Genomic DNA, 16702 nt, shown 5'->3' with positions numbered 1-16702 from the left:
TATATTGAGAGGGACCTTGTTTTCTAGTATGATGAGAATAACGGGGAAAATACTAGGATGAAGAAGGTTTCAAGTCTATAACTTGGAGGAAAAGAATGAACAATCGTATTTTAGTAGTTGATGATGAGGAATTTATCTTAACTTTAATCGAATTTAATTTACAACAAGCTGGGTTTGAAGTTATAACAGCGATGGATGGAGAAATGGCGCTTCAAAAAGCGACAACAGAACGCCCAGATTTAATTATATTAGATTTAATGCTTCCGAAAATGGATGGTATGGAAGTGTGTAAAGAATTACGATTGCAGCGCGTTATGACGCCGATTTTAATGTTAACGGCAAAAGATGATGAGTTTGATAAGGTGCTAGGCCTTGAACTTGGGGCGGATGATTATATGACAAAGCCATTTAGTCCAAGAGAAGTTGTTGCTCGTGTGAAGGCGATTTTGCGTCGTACGAAATTACAACAAGAAGAACAAGTTGCAGAAGCGCCAGATGAAGATAGCATCACAATTGCAGAACTTAAAATTTTACCGGAATTTTATGAGGCTTATTTCCAAGGAAGAAAGCTTGAATTAACACCAAAAGAATTTGAACTACTTGTGTATCTTGCGAAAAATAAAAGTCGCGTGTTGACACGTGATCAATTACTAAGTGCTGTATGGAATTACGATTTTGCTGGTGATACACGAATTGTTGATGTTCATATTAGCCATTTGCGCGATAAAATTGAACAAAATACGAAAAAACCGACGTACATTAAAACGATACGTGGTTTAGGATATAAATTAGAGGAGCCAAAAGGGAATGAATAAATTTCGTTCCAGGCTTCTTTTTACATTTGTTTCTCTTATTGTATTTATTTTAGTTGGACTAGGTTTATTACTAGAAACTGTGTTTGAAAACTACTATATAGATCATGCTAAAGAGAGAATGGTAAAAGAGACAGAGTATGTTGCGACGTTAGCAGAAGAGCAAGGTTTTGATAATGTCTTAAAAAACCCATACATATTTGAAAAGTTAGAAGAAAAAATACCAGCTTCTATCGTATTTTTGGATGAAAAAAAGAAAGTTCAATATAGAAAAGGACAAGAATTGGCATTTAGTCCAGAGACGATTAAAGAACTTTCTTCGGAAGTGGCAAAACAACGAAGTAAAGTGATTACGAAAGAAACGGATCGAAAGAATGAATTTTATCATGCGGTGTTCGTTCAAGATGTAGAAGGAAAACAAGGATACATTTTGGTGAAAAGTATAATTGATCCTTTAAGAGACGTACATCAAAAAACGTGGGGATTATTAATTATCGGATTTGTCATTGCTTGTCTCGTAGTTGTATTTTTAGGTATGAAAATTACAGGGCAATATATTAGGCCAATTGAATCGGTTACGAAAGTTGCAATTGAATTGGCAAAGGGCAATTATAAAGCACGTGCATACGAAAGTCATTCGGATGAAACTGGAATGCTGAGTAAAGCGATTAATATTTTAGCTCGAAATTTACAAGAGATGACACTTGAACAAGAAATGCAGCAAGATCGTCTGCATACGTTAATTGAAAATATGGGAAGCGGAATGATTTTAATTGATAGCCGAGGATATATAAACCTTGTAAACCGCTCTTATAAGGAAACTTTCCACGTAACAGATGAAGAATATTTAGATCGCTTATATTATGAATCGTTTCATCATACAGAAATTATTGAGCTTGTAGAAGAAATCTTTATGACAGAAGTGAAAGTGCGTAAACAAATGTTATTGCCACTTGGAATTGAACGGAAGCATTTCGAAGTATATGGAGCGCCGATTATCGGGACAAACCATGAATGGAAAGGGATTGTTCTCGTATTCCATGACATAACAGAGTTAAAGAAATTAGAACAAATGAGAAAAGACTTTTTAGCGAATGTTTCTCATGAATTAAAGACACCGATTACTTCTATTAAAGGTTTTTCAGAAACACTCTTAGACGGAGCGATGGATAATAAAAAATTCTGCGAACATTTCTTGCACATTATTTTAAAAGAAAGTGAGCGCATGCAAGGATTAATTGAAGATTTATTAGATTTGTCGAAGATCGAACAACAAGGATTTAAATTAAATATGGGAACCGTTGATATGAAGGGGCTGCTTGAAGATATTCATATGGTACTTGATAATAAAGCAGGAGAAAAAGAAATCTCTTTACAAGTTAATGTATTAAAACGTGCCTCTGTTATTGGAGATCCAAGTCGTTTGAAACAAATCTTTATTAATTTAATTAATAACGCAATCGTATATACACCGGCTGGAGGCGTTGTTTCAGTAGAGTTAGCGGAAGATAAATATAATGCTTATATAAAAGTATCGGATACTGGAATTGGTATTAGTAAAGAGGAAATTCCGCGTATTTTTGAACGTTTCTACCGGGTGGATAAAGCAAGAAGTAGAAATACTGGTGGTACCGGCCTTGGATTGTCGATCGTAAAGCATTTAGTTGAGGCGCATCAAGGTACGATTACAGTAGATAGTGAAGTTGGAGAAGGGACAACGTTTACAGTTGTTTTACTGAAATCAGCAACTGAAAAATAGGATGAAGGATGTTTACAATATATTAACAATGGCTTAATTAAATATTAATAAAGCTCTGTTAATATAATACATGAAAACCCCTTCATCCAAGGAGTAATTTTGGACGAGAATAGTTAAGCTGTTCTCGTCACTTCCCTTTATGCCAATATAAGTCTGTTTTATATATGAAAGAAAATAGCCGTTATTTTTCTTCTCTCTATTAGTCATGTTAATATAGAGAGAGGAAAGGAACGGTTTTTTTCTGTGAAAAAAATCATTTCAAATTTGTATGGGGAGGTTTCAATTTTGGAAAAAAAGGTCGTATTAGTAGATGGTAATAATATCGCGTATCGTGCTTTCTTTGCACTACCGCTTTTAAATAACGACAAAGGTATACATACGAACGCAATTTACGGTTTTACAATGATGTTAATGAGAATATTAGAGGAAGAAAAGCCAACTCATATGTTAGTGGCGTTTGATGCAGGCAAAACAACGTTCCGTCATAAAACGTATAGTGAGTATAAAGGAGGACGTCAAAAGACTCCACCTGAATTATCAGAGCAGTTCCCGTTTATTCGTGAGATGCTGGATGCGTTCAATGTACCGCGTTATGAATTAGAAAATTATGAAGCGGATGACATCATGGGAACGTTAGCGAAAGAAGCGAGTGAGCAAGGGGCGAGTGTAAAAGTTATTTCAGGAGATAAAGATTTACTTCAACTTGTTTCTGATAACACGCTTGTATGTATTCCGCGAAAAGGGATTACAGAAGTGGATGAATATACGAAAGAAGCTTTATTTGAAAAATACAGCTTATCACCAAAGCAAATTATCGATATGAAAGGTTTAATGGGAGACCAGTCAGATAATATACCGGGTGTACCAGGAGTTGGTGAAAAAACGGCAATTAAATTGTTAACACAGTTTGGAACGGTTGAAGCGGTGTATGAAAATATAGATCAAGTAAGTGGGAAGAAATTAAAAGAAAAACTGGAAGAAAATAAAGAACAAGCTCTTATGAGTAAGGATCTTGCAACTATTATTACAGATGCGCCGATTACAGTTCATGTGGATGATATGGCGTATAAAGGATATGAAGCAAGTGATGTCATTCCAATGTTCGAGAGTTTAGGATTTACATCTCTTTTAAATAAATTAGGCGTTACGCCAGAAGAAACAGCTCCAGCTGAATTAGATGATATTACATTTGATATTGTGGAAGAAGTTACAGAAGAAATGCTTCAGCAAGATAGTGCGCTTATCGTTGAAGTACAAGAAGATAACTATCATAAAGCAGACATTCAAGGTTTCGGTATTCAAAATGAAAATGGATGTTACTTTATTCAGACAGACATTGCTCTCAAGTCAGATGCTTTTAAAGAGTGGCTTGCAGATGGAGAGATGAGAAAGCATACATTTGATGCGAAGCGTGCAATCGTTGCACTGAAATGGAATGGGATAGATATGCAAGGGATTGACTTTGATCTATTAATCGCTGCTTATTTACTTGACCCGGCTGATACAGATAAAGATTTCCGTACTGTAGCGAAAATGAAAGAAACGCATGCTGTGAAATCAGATGAAGAAGTTTACGGAAAAGGTGCGAAACGTGCTGTTCCAGAGTTAAAGGTAGTCGCGGAGCATGTGGCTCGTAAAGTGCATGTATTATATGATGTAAAGCAAACATTCGTTGAAGAGTTAAAGAAGAATGAGCAATATGAACTGTTTACAGAGTTAGAATTGCCGCTTGCACGTGTATTAGCTGATATGGAAGTAAAGGGTGTAAAAGTTGATACAGAGCGTCTTCGTAATATGGGAGAAGAACTTGCGGGTAGATTAAAGGAAATGGAACAGGAAATCTATAAGCTTGCGGGAACAGAGTTTAATATTAATTCACCGAAGCAGCTTGGTGTTATTCTGTTTGAGAACTTAAACTTACCGGTTATTAAAAAGACGAAAACAGGTTATTCTACGTCAGCTGATGTACTAGATAAGCTTATGAATCACCATGAAATTATTCCAAATATTTTACATTATCGTCAATTAGGGAAACTAAATTCAACTTACATTGAAGGTTTACTGAAAGTTGTACATGAAGATTCATCTAAAATTCATACTCGCTTTAATCAAGTGTTAACGCAAACAGGTCGATTAAGTTCAACGGATCCGAACTTGCAAAATATCCCGATTCGATTAGAAGAAGGAAGAAAGATTCGTCAGGCATTTGTTCCATCAGAAGAAGGATGGATTATGTATGCGGCTGATTATTCACAAATCGAACTGCGTGTATTAGCTCATATTGCAAATGATAAAGGGCTAGTTGAAGCGTTCCAACATGACATGGATATTCATACGAAAACAGCTATGGATGTATTTGGCGTTGAAAAAGATGAAGTAACTTCAAATATGAGACGACAAGCGAAAGCTGTTAACTTCGGAATTGTGTATGGTATTAGTGATTATGGTCTTTCACAAAACTTAGGAATTACAAGAAAAGCAGCAGCGGAATTTATTGAAAAGTATTTAGAAAGTTTCCCTGGTGTACAAGAATACATGGAGGACATCGTAAAAGATGCGAAACAAAAAGGATATGTAGCTACATTATTAAATCGTCGCCGTTATATTCCAGAAATTACGAGTCGTAATTTTAACTTGCGTAGCTTCGCTGAGCGTACAGCGATGAATACACCAATTCAAGGTACTGCAGCAGATATTATTAAAAAAGCGATGATTATTATGGCAGATCGTTTAGAAGAAGAAGGATTACAAGCGCGTCTTCTTCTGCAAGTACACGATGAATTAATATTTGAAGCACCAAAAGAAGAAATCGAAAAATTAGAGCAGCTTGTACCTGAAGTAATGGAACATGCGATTGAACTTGCAGTTCCGCTGAAAGTTGATTATTCTTACGGTCCAACTTGGTACGACGCAAAATAAGGAAGTGATGAAATGCCTGAATTACCAGAGGTTGAAAACGTCAGACGGACACTTGAAAATCTTGTAACAGGAAAAACGATTGAAGATGTTATTGTTACTTATCCAAAAATAGTGAAACGACCGGATGATGCAGAAATCTTTAAAGAAATGCTAAAAGGCGAGAAGATTGAAAATATAAAGCGAAGAGGAAAGTTTTTGCTTTTATATGTAACGAATTATGTCATTGTTTCACATTTGCGTATGGAAGGTAAGTTTTTATTACATCAAGAGGATGAGCCGATTGATAAACATACGCACGTCCGTTTCTTATTTACAGATGGAACGGAATTACATTATAAAGATGTGAGAAAGTTTGGTACGATGCATCTCTTTAAGAAAGGTGAAGAAATGAACCAAATGCCTCTTGCTGACTTAGGTCCGGAGCCATTTGATGCTGAAATGACACCGCAGTATTTGCAAGAAAGATTACAAAAGACAAATCGTAAAATAAAAGTTGTGCTACTGGACCAGCGTCTTTTAGTAGGGCTTGGAAATATATATGTAGATGAAGTTTTATTCCGTTCTCAAATCCATCCAGAACGAGAAGCTTCGTCTTTAACAGTAGAAGAAATTGAGCGAATTTATGAGGCTACCGTTACAACGCTAGGCGAAGCAGTAAAGCGTGGCGGAAGTACAATTCGGACGTATATCAACTCACAAGGGCAAATTGGTTCGTTCCAAGAACTCCTAAATGTATATGGGAAAAAAGGAGAGCCGTGCGTAACTTGTGGCACGATATTAGAAAAAACAGTTGTTGGCGGGCGAGGAACGCATTACTGCCCAATTTGTCAGCCTAGAATATAGAAAAGAGATAACATCGGATAGGCATTTGTCATATACATACAGCAGAGCTATGTATAAGGGAGGAGCTTACCGATGTACCTTTATTTATCTCTTATTTTATTAGCTTTTACATTAAGCTTAGATAGCTGTAGTGTAGGGCTAACATATGGTTTAAGAAGCGTAAGAATTCCACTAAGATCAATTATAATTATCGGAATGTGTTCAGCGGCTGTTATGCTTGTTTCAATGGGAATTGGACATATGATCGCGAAAGTATTTTCACCTGTTATCGCAACGCGTATCGGTGGGCTTGTTCTTATTGGAATAGGGATTTGGGTATTATATCAATTTTTTCGAAGTGAGAGAAAAGAAGAACCGAAGCAAGAGGAGAAGGTCTGGAAATTAGAGATTGCCTCGCTAGGCCTAGTGATTCAAATTTTACGGAAACCGACTGTTGCAGATTTTGATAAATCAGGCACCATTTCTGCAGGAGAAGCATTACTTCTTGGTATAGCTCTTTCTGTAGATTCATTTGGTGCCGGAATTGGTGCATCTTTATTAGGGTATGCACCCGCTATGATGGCGATATTAGTTGCAGTTATGAGTTCTTTGTTTTTATTTATTGGAATGAAACTTGGAACGGTTTTATCAAATATGAAGTGGTTACAAAAATTTACATTCCTGCCTGGAGTATTACTCATCATTATTGGAATTTGGAAAATGTAAGTATGGGCGTGGAACATTAGTTTCGCGCCTTTTATTATGAGGAGGATTATTATGACAGTAGTAATTGGATTAACGGGAGGCATTGCAAGCGGAAAAAGTACAGTGTCTCAAATGTTTCGTGAACTGAGCATACCAGTTATTGATGCAGATATTATCGCAAGAGAAGTTGTAGAGCGAGGAAAACCAGCATATAACAAAATAGTAGAAGTATTTGGAACGGAAGTGTTACAAGAGGATGGAGAACTAGATCGTCCAAAACTAGGAAGTGTCGTTTTCTATAATGAAGAAAAACGATTGCAGTTAAATAAAATTGTTCATCCTGCAGTGCGTGAGGAAATGAATAGGCAAAAGGAAATGTACATAAAGGAAGGTATGCAAGCGGTTGTGTTAGATATTCCTCTCTTATTTGAAAGCAAATTAACAAGTCTCGTTGACCGCATTTTAGTTGTAGCGGTTAAGCCGCATACGCAATTAGAACGTTTAATGAAACGAAATAACTTTTTAGAAGAAGAAGCAACAGCTCGTATTCAATCTCAAATGCCGTTAGAAGAAAAAGTGAAAAATGCAGATGAAGTGATAAATAATGATGGCACAATTATGGGAACGAAAACACAATTGCAGGTAATTTTAAAAAAGTGGAACATTATTGACTAAAAAATTGTGAAATTAATGAAAATGCTTAGTGACATATCCCCTTTTTGTGTTATACTATTATTGGGATTGGAGATAAATAGTATAACGCATTCAAGGGGGATAACATATTATGACTCGTGTGGCAATTAATGGATTTGGACGTATTGGGAGAATGGTATTTCGTCAAGCAATAAAAGAAAGCGCATTCGAAATTGTAGCAATCAATGCAAGCTATCCATCTGAAACGTTAGCACACTTAATTAAATATGATACAGTTCATGGCAAGTTTGACGGAACAGTAGAAGCATTTGAAGATCACTTATTAGTTGATGGAAAAATGATTCGCCTTTTAAACAACCGCGATCCAAAGGAATTGCCTTGGACAGATTTAGGTGTTGAAGTTGTAATTGAAGCAACTGGTAAATTTAATTCGAAAGAAAAAGCAATTCTTCACGTTGAAGCTGGAGCGAAAAAAGTTATTTTAACAGCGCCTGGTAAAAATGAAGATGTAACAATTGTAGTTGGTGTGAACGAAGACCAATTAGATATTACAAAACATACTGTTATTTCAAATGCATCTTGTACAACAAATTGTTTAGCGCCTGTTGTGAAGGTGTTAGATGAGCAGTTTGGAATTGAAAATGGTTTAATGACGACAGTTCACGCTTATACAAATGACCAAAAAAATATTGATAACCCACATAAAGATTTAAGAAGAGCACGTGCTTGCGGACAATCAATCATTCCGACAACGACAGGTGCTGCGAAAGCGCTAGCAAAAGTTCTTCCACATTTAAACGGAAAACTTCATGGTATGGCACTTCGTGTACCAACACCAAACGTGTCTCTTGTTGATTTAGTAGTAGATGTAAAACGCGATGTGACAGTTGAAGCTATTAACGATGCATTCAAAACTGTTGCAAACGGTGCGTTAAAAGGTATTGTAGAATTCAGCGAAGAGCCTTTAGTATCTATCGACTTTAATACAAATACACACTCAGCTATTATCGATGGTTTATCTACAATGGTAATGGGTGATCGTAAAGTGAAAGTACTTGCTTGGTATGATAACGAGTGGGGTTACTCTCGTCGTGTTGTAGATCTTGTAACGTTAGTTGTTGAAGAGTTAGCGAAACAAGAAAATGTGCAACACATTTAAGTGAATAAGGGAGGAGAGGGCAAGGCGATATTTGCCCTCTTTTTTTAATTTTTTCTGAAAAGGAAAAAAATTATATAAGTATATTTTAAAAAGTGGACATACCACGAAACGTTGTGATTACTGCATTTGTGAATCGTTTATTTTTTTTAGGGAAAAGTAAAGAGGAAAATATGACAGAAAATCGAAAAAACTGTTGTTGCAAAATGAAAATAAACAAAGTATACTAACACTCGTAAACTTAAGAGCTGAGGTACGTAGTCACTACTTAAAGGGTTAGGACCTCTCTGGACTAACTTTCCCCCGTGGTAGTGGAGCAAGCCAAATTGCAAATTAGTTTTCAATTCGAACAGTTAGAATAAATTTACAAGGGGGAACTGTAGAATGGATACTATGGATACGATGGGTCGTCACGTGATCGCTGAACTTTGGGATTGCGATTTCGACAAGCTTAATGACATGCCGTATATTGAACAATTATTTGTGGATGCAGCACTAAGAGCTGGTGCTGAAGTGCGTGAGGTTGCTTTCCATAAATTTGCACCACAAGGTGTAAGTGGAGTAGTAATTATCTCAGAATCACATTTAACAATTCATAGCTTTCCGGAGCACGGTTACGCAAGTATTGATGTTTATACTTGTGGGGATCGTATTGATCCAAATGTTGCTGCAGAATATATTGCAGAAGGTTTAAACGCGAAAACGCGTGAGAGCATCGAGCTTCCTCGAGGCACTGGTAGCTTCGAAATTAAGCAGAGAGAAACAAAAGCTCTTTAAAAAAGAACATAATTGATTTAAAATGTAAAGAGGTGTATAATGCACCTCTTTTTTAGTTTATAAAAAAGGGAAAATATAACGTACTCGTTAGTTGAATAAATTGGACTCTTGCAAATGAGGTAGTGCCCTATATACCATCTTATTTTTAAGGATGAGATGATAAAGTGATGCGCTGGAACTTAAAGTGGTAAGAGAGTTAGAATGAGTTATATAATATTGTATATATATTTTAGGTGAAGTGAGTAGAGAAAAATAAAGAGTATAGTGTAAAGGAGTGAATGAATTGCGTTGTCCATCCTGTTCTCATAATGGTACAAGAGTGTTAGATTCGCGTCCGGTAGACGAGGGGCGCTCTATTCGAAGAAGGAGAGAGTGTGAAAGCTGCTTAAGTCGCTTTACGACCTTTGAAAGGGTAGAAGAGTCACCTCTTATCGTTGTAAAAAAAGAAGGCACACGAGAAGAGTTTAATAAAGAAAAGATTTTACGCGGTTTAATTAAAGCGTGTGAAAAAAGACCAGTATCTTTAAGACAATTAGAAGAAGTAACACAAAGCGTGGAACGTGAACTGCGTAATTTAGGTATATCAGAAGTGAAAAGTGATATGATTGGTGAAATTGTTATGGAAGAACTTCGCGATATTGATGATGTTGCTTACGTACGTTTTGCTTCTGTATATCGTCAATTTAAAGATTTAAATGTATTTATTGAAGAATTAAAAGATATACTGCAAAAAGAAAGAGAGTAGAAGTTGTATTTTATTCTCTTTACATACCGTAAGTAATAGGATAAGAGAGCTAGAAGCGCAAGCTAATAGCTCTTTTTCACTAAGAATTTATATAATGAAGATAGAACGAATGAAGTAGAGGATAGATTGGATGAGAGAAAGGAAAAGCAAGAATGGAAAAACAGTCATGGATGGAGCTATTGCCGATTGATCGTTATAAAGTAAGTGCGAAAGGACTACTGCACAATTACGACCGAAAAGTGTTAACGATGTTGTATCAGCCGTTAATAGGTAGTAGAGCTTTTAGCTTATACATGACACTATGGGGAGAGCTTGAGCAAGATCGTGTATTTGGAAAAGAGAATACGCATCATTCCCTTATGGTGACTATGCAAATGCAACTTCCTGAAGTATATGAGGAACGAGTAAAGTTAGAGGCAATTGGGCTTTTGAAGGTATATATTAAGAAAGAAAAAGATATTCGAATGTTCATATATGAGTTGCAACCACCTTTATCTCCGAAGCAGTTTTTTGATGATATTGTTTTAAGTATCTTTTTATACAATCGATTGAGCAGGACAAAATATAATCAAGTAAAGCAATATTTCTTAGAAGAAGAATTTGATTTTGCTTCTTATGAAAATGTTACGCGTTCTTTCAATGATGTGTTTGGTTCGTTTAATCCAGGACAACTTGAGCATGCGCAAGAAGACCTTCGTATTCCAAAAACGACAACTATGCCAAGTAACGAGAAGGGAGACGCTCCGAAAGTTTGGAATGATTTCTTTGATTTCTCTTTATTTGTAGATGGATTGTCCGCTCTTGTTCCTAAAAAGGCGATTACAGATCAAGTGAGAGACTGCGTTATAACACTTGCTTACGTGTATGGTGTAGATGTGTTATCGATGCAAAATATCGTTCTTGGTGCAGTGACAGAGATGCAAACAATTGATATGGAAAGGCTTAGAAAAGGAGCGCGCGATTGGTATCAATTTGAAAATGGTCAAGCATTACCGGTATTAAGTGAAAGAGTACAGCCTCATGCTGCACGTACGATGAAAGAGAAAGAGCCTTCATCGCAAGAGGAGATGCTAATAAAGCAGCTAGAGGAAATCTCACCAAAACAACTATTGAAAGAGATTTCTGGTGGTGCAGAGGCAACGAAAGCGGACTTGCAAATCGTTGAAGATGTCATGATTAATCAAAAATTGACACCAGGAGTTGTGAATGTACTTATTTATTACGTTATGCTACGCTCAGATATGAAACTTGCGAAAACGTATGTCGAGAAGATTGCTGGGCATTGGGCACGTAAAAAGGTCGGTACAGTAGCGGACGCGATGGCGTTAGCGAAAGAAGAGAACCGTCAATATCAAGAGTGGGCTGAGACGAAGAAAAAAGGCCGTACGGCGAAGAAAACGGTGCGGAAAGAAATGGTGCCAGATTGGCTTAAGGAAGAAGAGCCGAAAGAACAAGAGAAAGAAACAGTGAAGAAAGATGTAAGTGTAGAAAAAGATGCAAGTACGCTAGAAGATGAACGAAAACGACTAGAAGAAGTGTTAAAAAAATATAAGCGTGATTAATAGAAGAGAATGAACGCTCTTTGAGGTGAGAAAATGGAGCATATTCAAAATTCATTTGCAAAATTAATGGAAAATGAAAACTTTAAAAATAGATATGAAGTATTAAAGGCAGAAGTAATGGCGCATCCGCGTGTGAAAGAATTTATAGATGAACATAAGGGTGAAGTAACGACTTCTATGATTGAGCGCAGTCTTGTGAAGTTATATGAATATATTGGACAAAGTGTAGGTTGCGTGGATTGTCCGGATTTAGGCTCATGTAAAAATATGCTACAAGGGTACGAGCCAAAGCTTGTTATTCAAGGGAAGATGATTGATATTCAATACGATCGCTGCGTTAGAAAAGTAGCGCATGACGAGAGAAAGAAATATGAAAAACTTGTTCAAAGTGTATATATGCCAACGGATATTTTACAGGCAACTATGGAAAACTTAGATCCTTCTGATTTAAATGCACGTATCGATGCGATTGGTGCAGCGAATGAATTTTTAAGTACATATGAACCAGGTAAAAAAGCACAAGGTTTATATTTGTACGGTAAATTTGGTGTAGGAAAAACGTATTTGTTAGGAGCAATAGCGAACGAGCTTGCTCGAAAGAAAATAAGTTCGATGCTCGTATACTTCCCGGAATTTTTACGTGAAATTAAAAGTTCAATTCAAGATAATTCGATTGGTGAGAAGATTGATGCGGTTAAACGCGTACAAGTTTTAATGTTAGATGATATCGGGGCAGAAGCGATGTCAAGCTTTGTCCGTGACGATGTACTCGGTGCAATCTTACAATTCCGTATGTTAGAAAACTTACCGACGTTCTTTACGTCTAATTTTGATTTTAAACAACTGGAACACCATTTAACGTATACGCAGCGTGGCGAGGCTGAAGAAATGAAGGCAGCACGTATTATGGAACGAATTAAATATTTAGCGAAACCAATTCCGATTGGTGGGAAAAACCGTCGTCATAAGTAAAAGAGCAAGCTGAGAAGCTTGCTCTTTTGTATTATAGTGATATTTTCTTTTCAAATATGAGGTCGAAATATTCAGGTTGTCCAGAACTGCCAAACGTAGGGGCAACAATCTGTACGAACCTCCAGCCATCTCTAGCATGTTCTTGAATAATTTCTTGGTAGTCTTCAGCTGGTTTTGAGCGAGTGAACCCCCAATGTAATTCGACTTTTACGAATTTATATTCAAACATTCAGATACCCCCTTTTATTGATAAGTAAAGTATACAATAAAAATTCATAGTAGCTTGTATCATTTTTTTCTCCCTCCCTTAATATATATAAAATTAGCAAGCCATATTGAGTGGATTTTCTAACGATAGGAAATGTGATTCTACTAAGAGTGAAATTCACGCGGGACGGACTCTTATAGGATTTGTAACGTATAGATACAGTCCTTTAGAGCGGGGATAAAAGGGGGGACAAAAGTGATTGAAATTTGCTTCGAAGAAAAAAATGATGCTATGCACGTATATAGACAATTGCTGAAAAGAGCGGAAGTGTTATATAAGGAAACGAGTGTGTATTTACAGGAACAAAAAGTGGTGATTCACATACCAGTACGTGAATCGAATTATATTGAAAAAATCTTATTGCCAGTAATGGTGTATTTCATTGTGAATGTGAAACAAAATGAGTGGATTTATACGATTTTAAAAGAAAAGTTTTTTTATGAAGAACAAGAAGAGTGTCATCAAATATTGCACATGGCACATGAGATTTTAAAGGGAAGAAGAAAAGGTGTAGCTCAGGATTTAACGCGTAACGCATTTGAGTCATATATTAAGTCTTCTTTAAATAATTGGCTTTGTGATCCGCTCTCATTCTCGTTTTCATCATATATCCGTTTTCGTCTTCGTACATATAGGGAAATGGTGGCTAAACTTGCGGAAGTGGCAATTGATGAATATAAGATGGAGCAAGAATACCAAATGTTCATTGAGACGCTTCGGCAACAAGTAAGTAGCCGTAAATCACGTTTGTCTTGCGTGCATCTTATTTTTGATGAAAGCTTTATCTTTTATGATGATAAAGGTAGACGTTTAAAACAGGAGAAGTTGGTCCAATATATAGATGAGGAATTATTAAAGCAAAATGATGTATATATTGATACGAAAGTAATTGCGCCGCTTCTTTCTATTTCGCCTAAAAAGATTTATTTATATACGAAAGAACAAGACCATAATATGATTATTACTTTGCGAAATGTGTTCCAAGAACGGGTCCAATTACATGGATTACATGATTTTGAGCGCAATGTGAAAAATTTAAAAAATAAAGGTAACGCCCTTGATTTTCTAAGTTTTTGAGCATATAATTACCTACATAAATGAAATATATTGAAATGTCATGATGAGGACATGAGTAGTTTTCTACGATTTTCAGAGAGGGAAGCCTTAGGGTGTGAGCTTCCTAGTACGGGATTATTACTTACCACCTCTAAACTTTAGCAGTGAACGGTTTTTCTAGTAATTGCTAACGGACAACACCGTTATGTTGAACTTGAGCAATTAACAATTATGTTAATTGGAACAAGGGTGGAACCACGAATTCAACACTCGTCCCTTTTTACGGGATGAGTGTTTTTTATTTTGAGAAAAAGAGGAGTGACCAGTGATGGCAGATGTAGTTAAAATTACTTTCCCTGATGGAGCTGTGAAGGAGTTTCCAAAAGGCGTAACAACTGAAGAAATCGCAGCTTCTATTAGCCCAGGCTTAAAGAAAAAAGCTGTAGCTGGAAAATTAAACGATGAGATGATCGATCTTGTTACACCAATCGAAGAAGATGGTGCAGTTTCTATCATTACATTAGATTCTGAAGATGGCCTATATATTTTACGCCATTCAACAGCCCACCTTTTAGCACAAGCGTTAAAACGTTTATATAAAGATGTTAAGGTTGAGCTCGGCATTGGTCCAGTAATTGAAAATGGCTTCTACTACGATATTGATATGGAAGAAGCAATTACAGTTGAAGACTTCAAGAAAATCGAAAAAGAAATGCAAAAAATCGTGAACGAGAACTTAGAAATCGTTCGTCATGAAGTACCACGTGCAGAAGCAATTCGTCGCTTTGAAGAAATCGGCGATGAGTTAAAATTAGATTTAATTAACGATCTTCCAGAAGATGCAGTTATTTCAATCTATGAGCAAGGCGAATTCTTCGACCTTTGTCGTGGTGTTCACCTTCCATCTACAGGGAAAATTAAAGTGTTTAAATTATTAAGCGTTGCAGGTGCTTACTGGCGCGGCGATAGCAATAATAAAATGCTACAACGTATTTACGGTACTGCATTCGTTAAAAAAGCGGAATTAGATGAGCACTTACGTATGCTTGAAGAAGCGAAAGAGCGCGATCACCGTAAATTAGGTAAAGAATTAAAACTATTTACTAATAGCCAAAAAGTAGGACAAGGTTTACCACTTTGGTTACCAAAGGGTGCAACAATTCGTCGTATTATCGAGCGTTATATCGTTGATAAAGAAGCAAGCTTAGGCTATGATCACGTATATACTCCAGTACTAGGAAGCAGAGAGCTTTATGAAACTTCTGGTCACTGGAACCACTACCGTGATGGCATGTTCCCATCAATGGAAATGGATAACGAAGAATTAGTTCTTCGTCCAATGAACTGTCCTCATCATATGATGGTTTATAAAAATGATATTCACAGCTACCGTGAATTACCAATCCGTATTGCGGAACTTGGAACAATGCACCGTTATGAAATGTCAGGTGCGTTATCTGGATTACAACGTGTACGCGGAATGACTTTAAACGATGCGCATATTTTCGTTCGTCCAGATCAAATTAAAGAAGAGTTAAAACGTGTTGTAAACTTAACTCTAGAAGTGTACAAAGATTTCGGTTTAGAGAACTACTCATTCCGTCTATCTTACCGCGACCCAGCAGATACTAAAAAGTATTATGCGGATGATGAGATGTGGGAAAAAGCACAAGGTATGTTAAAAGAAGCTATGGATGAAATGGGTCTTGATTACTATGAAGCTGAAGGTGAAGCGGCATTCTACGGTCCAAAACTTGACGTTCAAGTTCGTACTGCTCTTGGAAAAGACGAAACACTTTCAACTGTACAATTAGACTTCTTGCTTCCAGAACGCTTTGAATTATCATACGTTGGTGAAGACGGTAAACAACATCGTCCAGTTGTAATTCACCGTGGTGTTGTATCAACTATGGAACGTTTTGTAGCCTTCTTAATTGAAGAATACAAAGGTGCATTCCCAACATGGTTAGCTCCAGTTCAAGTACAAGTAATTCCAGTTTCTCCGCAAGTACATTTAGACTATGCGAAGAAAGTACAAGACGAATTGCGTCGTGCTGGTATCCGTGTTGAATTAGACACTCGTGAAGAGAAGATCGGTTACAAAATCCGTGAAGCACAAATGCAAAAAATTCCGTACATGCTTGTAGTAGGTGACAATGAAGTAACTGAAAACGGCGTAAACGTACGTAAATATGGTGAACAAAAATCAGAAACAATCGCATTAGATGCTTTTGTTGACATGATTAAAGTAGAAGGAAAACGATAAGAAAAAGCCGCGGTATACCGCGGCTTTTTTATGTAATATACTTGAGAAAAATTAGAAAAAATAACCATGTAACACTTATCATAAAAAAGTATTGCAAGTATGTTAGTTGTTTGTTACAATATTTCTTGTTGTTAGTAAAACACATCGCGTCTTCTTGACAGACGTCATGTCCTATGATAAACTCATCAAGGATAATAGAATATTGTTTTGTGGAACAAGTAGAAGCACC

14 protein-coding genes and 2 other annotated features (1 of these 16 running past the window's edge) are annotated in these 16702 nt (G+C 36.5%); of the genes, 13 read left to right on the top strand and 1 reads right to left on the bottom strand.

Features of this window, described 5'->3' with window-relative positions; translation table 11 throughout:
- The first annotated feature begins 95 nt into the window (after nt 1-95).
- The 11 genes from phoP (at nt 96) to dnaI (ending at nt 12883) form a co-directional block, all read left to right on the top strand.
- Complete coding sequence (phoP, locus tag M1D73_RS23500; RefSeq protein WP_001065220.1) at nt 96-815, top strand: two-component system response regulator PhoP; 720 nt, start codon at nt 96-98, stop codon at nt 813-815.
- Nucleotides 808-2571 (top strand): sensory box histidine kinase PhoR, encoded by a 1764-nt coding sequence (phoR, locus tag M1D73_RS23495; RefSeq protein WP_121868103.1) that lies wholly within the window; start codon nt 808-810, stop codon nt 2569-2571. The genes phoP and phoR overlap by 8 nt, the downstream gene beginning before the upstream one ends.
- Nucleotides 2572-2856: 285 nt before the next feature.
- Entirely contained in the window at nt 2857-5490 is a 2634-nt protein-coding gene (gene polA, locus M1D73_RS23490; protein ID WP_000412802.1) for a DNA polymerase I, read from the top strand.
- Nucleotides 5491-5502: 12 nt separating this feature from the next.
- Nucleotides 5503-6333 carry a DNA-formamidopyrimidine glycosylase gene (gene mutM, locus M1D73_RS23485; protein WP_001114478.1) on the top strand — a complete coding sequence of 277 codons (831 nt, stop codon included), beginning with the start codon at nt 5503-5505 and terminating at the stop codon, nt 6331-6333.
- 72 nt (nt 6334-6405) lie between these two features.
- Entirely contained in the window at nt 6406-7038 is a 633-nt protein-coding gene (gene ytaF, locus M1D73_RS23480) for a sporulation membrane protein YtaF (RefSeq protein ID WP_000281747.1), read from the top strand.
- A 51-nt stretch (nt 7039-7089) separates the two neighbouring features.
- Nucleotides 7090-7692, top strand: a complete 603-nt coding sequence (gene coaE / locus M1D73_RS23475; protein WP_000219314.1) for a dephospho-CoA kinase — start codon at nt 7090-7092, stop codon at nt 7690-7692.
- A 109-nt stretch (nt 7693-7801) separates the two neighbouring features.
- On the top strand, nt 7802-8830 hold the full coding sequence (locus tag M1D73_RS23470) for a glyceraldehyde-3-phosphate dehydrogenase (RefSeq protein WP_000198974.1): 1029 nt from the start codon (nt 7802-7804) through the stop codon (nt 8828-8830).
- Between the two features lie 390 nt (nt 8831-9220).
- A complete protein-coding gene (gene speD / locus M1D73_RS23465) occupies nt 9221-9604 on the top strand; it encodes an adenosylmethionine decarboxylase (RefSeq protein WP_002003660.1) in 384 nt (127 codons plus the stop codon).
- 283 nt (nt 9605-9887) lie between these two features.
- Entirely contained in the window at nt 9888-10349 is a 462-nt protein-coding gene (gene nrdR, locus M1D73_RS23460) for a transcriptional regulator NrdR (protein WP_001203687.1), read from the top strand.
- Between the two features lie 152 nt (nt 10350-10501).
- Nucleotides 10502-11911 carry a replication initiation and membrane attachment family protein gene (locus tag M1D73_RS23455; RefSeq protein ID WP_000415049.1) on the top strand — a complete coding sequence of 470 codons (1410 nt, stop codon included), beginning with the start codon at nt 10502-10504 and terminating at the stop codon, nt 11909-11911.
- A 33-nt stretch (nt 11912-11944) separates the two neighbouring features.
- On the top strand, nt 11945-12883 hold the full coding sequence (dnaI, locus tag M1D73_RS23450; protein WP_000400104.1) for a primosomal protein DnaI: 939 nt from the start codon (nt 11945-11947) through the stop codon (nt 12881-12883).
- A 31-nt stretch (nt 12884-12914) separates the two neighbouring features.
- Here dnaI and M1D73_RS23445 read toward each other — a convergent pair whose 3' ends face one another.
- The gene (locus M1D73_RS23445; RefSeq protein WP_000464456.1) at nt 12915-13112 is read right to left on the bottom strand and encodes a DUF4177 domain-containing protein; all 198 of its coding nucleotides are present in this window, start codon (nt 13110-13112) and stop codon (nt 12915-12917) included.
- Nucleotides 13113-13346: 234 nt separating this feature from the next.
- Between M1D73_RS23445 and ytxC the strand changes: the two genes are divergently transcribed.
- Nucleotides 13347-14228: a putative sporulation protein YtxC gene (ytxC, locus tag M1D73_RS23440; RefSeq protein WP_000569629.1), complete on the top strand. Its 882-nt coding sequence runs from the start codon at nt 13347-13349 to the stop codon at nt 14226-14228.
- A gap of 31 nt (nt 14229-14259) precedes the next feature.
- Nucleotides 14260-14488 (top strand) — a binding site (T-box leader).
- A gap of 47 nt (nt 14489-14535) precedes the next feature.
- The gene (thrS, locus tag M1D73_RS23435; protein ID WP_000786083.1) at nt 14536-16473 is read left to right on the top strand and encodes a threonine--tRNA ligase; all 1938 of its coding nucleotides are present in this window, start codon (nt 14536-14538) and stop codon (nt 16471-16473) included.
- Between the two features lie 210 nt (nt 16474-16683).
- Nucleotides 16684-16702 (top strand) — a sequence feature (ribosomal protein L20 leader region); it runs 102 nt beyond the window's last position.

This window comes from Bacillus sp. PK3-067 (assembly GCF_056738645.1).
This window is presented reverse-complemented; position numbering and strand designations above follow the sequence as displayed.

What these genes read in the sequence shown, in the direction of transcription:
- phoP (WP_001065220.1), top strand. Translation starts at nt 96, where the DNA reads ATGAACAATCGTATTTTAGTAGTTGATGATGAGGAATTTATCTTAACT.
- phoR (WP_121868103.1), top strand. Translation starts at nt 808, where the DNA reads ATGAATAAATTTCGTTCCAGGCTTCTTTTTACATTTGTTTCTCTTATT.
- mutM (WP_001114478.1), top strand. Translation starts at nt 5,503, where the DNA reads ATGCCTGAATTACCAGAGGTTGAAAACGTCAGACGGACACTTGAAAAT.
- ytaF (WP_000281747.1), top strand. Translation starts at nt 6,406, where the DNA reads ATGTACCTTTATTTATCTCTTATTTTATTAGCTTTTACATTAAGCTTA.
- coaE (WP_000219314.1), top strand. Translation starts at nt 7,090, where the DNA reads ATGACAGTAGTAATTGGATTAACGGGAGGCATTGCAAGCGGAAAAAGT.
- M1D73_RS23470 (WP_000198974.1), top strand. Translation starts at nt 7,802, where the DNA reads ATGACTCGTGTGGCAATTAATGGATTTGGACGTATTGGGAGAATGGTA.
- speD (WP_002003660.1), top strand. Translation starts at nt 9,221, where the DNA reads ATGGATACGATGGGTCGTCACGTGATCGCTGAACTTTGGGATTGCGAT.
- M1D73_RS23455 (WP_000415049.1), top strand. Translation starts at nt 10,502, where the DNA reads ATGGAAAAACAGTCATGGATGGAGCTATTGCCGATTGATCGTTATAAA.
- dnaI (WP_000400104.1), top strand. Translation starts at nt 11,945, where the DNA reads ATGGAGCATATTCAAAATTCATTTGCAAAATTAATGGAAAATGAAAAC.
- M1D73_RS23445 (WP_000464456.1), bottom strand. Translation starts at nt 13,112, where the DNA reads ATGTTTGAATATAAATTCGTAAAAGTCGAATTACATTGGGGGTTCACT.
- thrS (WP_000786083.1), top strand. Translation starts at nt 14,536, where the DNA reads ATGGCAGATGTAGTTAAAATTACTTTCCCTGATGGAGCTGTGAAGGAG.